The 1,240-nt window shown below is 61.9% G+C and carries 2 protein-coding genes; one reads left to right on the forward strand and one right to left on the reverse strand.

All coding sequences use genetic code 11. The features are described from left to right. Positions 1 to 426 carry a nucleoside-diphosphate kinase gene (gene ndk / locus ACE3OH_RS21465; RefSeq protein WP_374358072.1) on the reverse strand — a complete coding sequence of 142 codons (426 nt, stop codon included), beginning with the start codon at positions 424 to 426 and terminating at the stop codon, positions 1 to 3. A gap of 192 nt (positions 427 to 618) precedes the next feature. On the opposite strand from ndk, the gene ACE3OH_RS21470 reads away from it, so the two are divergent. Further along, positions 619 to 1,236 (forward strand): hypothetical protein, encoded by a 618-nt coding sequence (locus ACE3OH_RS21470; protein WP_374358076.1) that lies wholly within the window; start codon positions 619 to 621, stop codon positions 1,234 to 1,236. Positions 1,237 to 1,240 lie beyond the last annotated feature (4 nt).

Below are 1,240 nucleotides of genomic sequence, written 5' to 3' on the forward strand. Positions count from 1 at the left end.
TTAGCGACCGTAGACTTCGGAAGCGGCGAAGAAATAGGCGATTTCGATCGCGGCATTCTCGGCGCTGTCCGAGCCATGAACAGCATTGGCATCGATCGACTCGGCGAAGTCGGCGCGGATGGTGCCCTTCTCTGCCTTCTTCGGATCGGTAGCGCCCATCAGGTCACGGTTCTTCAACACGGCGCCTTCGCCTTCCAGCGCCTGGATCATTACCGGGCCGGACACCATGAAATCAACCAGATCCTTGAAGAAAGGACGCTCTTTGTGAACGGCGTAGAAGCCTTCGGCCTCGGCGCGCGACAGATGCTTCATCTTCGATGCAACGATCTTCAGGCCGGCGTTTTCAAAGCGCGTGTAGATTTGGCCGATCACGTTCTTTGCAACGGCATCGGGTTTGATGATCGACAGGGTGCGTTCTACAGCCATGAGCTACTCCAAAATGACAAGTGGACAAAAATTGGAAGGATGGTTTCCGGTACAACAAGCCTGCACATTGCGGCCATGCGGCTTGTCGGCACAAAAATGACCGAATATTCTACCACCATTCGTCGCAACAGCGCCTATCGACGCTCGGCGGACCCGCTTCCGCCTACCGACCCTACAGGACCCCTCCGCCAGATGAGCGCCCTCCGCCCCACGCCGCACCGCCAGACCAGCCCGGAGAAGTCCGAAGATGAACAACGCGAGCAAAGGGAAATCCGCCAGCGCCTGATGCAGCGACTGGCCATTGCCGTCTGCCTGATCGTGGCAGTCGGCATCATCATCACCTTGCTGAACAAGCTCGATAGCGAACCCAAGGTCAGCATCGCCGAACCCAGCATCAATCCGCTGCAGGCCGAGCCCCCAGCTGCCAGCGCCGAGGCTAAAGCCGCGCTGGAGACGCCAGCACCGGCCACCACTCCGGCCGAGCCTGCCAAGGCAGAACCTGTTCCCGGTAGCGCACCGGTCGCCAGCCAGCCCAGCAGCAACGCCACCCCGCCTGCCTCTGCCGCTGGCAGTGCAGCCGCACCGGCAAGTGCACCGGCAGCACAGAGCGTACCAGCTCACGCCGAGACCACCCCCAAGGAGCAAAGCCCAAGCAAGCTACCACACAAGGCGCCGACAGAGCCCGCCGCGACCAAGGCCGCACCGAACACCAGCCCTGAGACCAAAGCTGCCGGCAAGCCTCTGCCCGCAAGCAATCCGGTCACCAACCCGGCTCCACCCACCCAGCCTGCCGCCACCAGCCCGAGCTAGCCCT

Source organism: Chitinimonas sp. (genome assembly GCF_041904975.1).
Classification (GTDB): domain Bacteria; phylum Pseudomonadota; class Gammaproteobacteria; order Burkholderiales; family Chitinimonadaceae; genus Chitinimonas.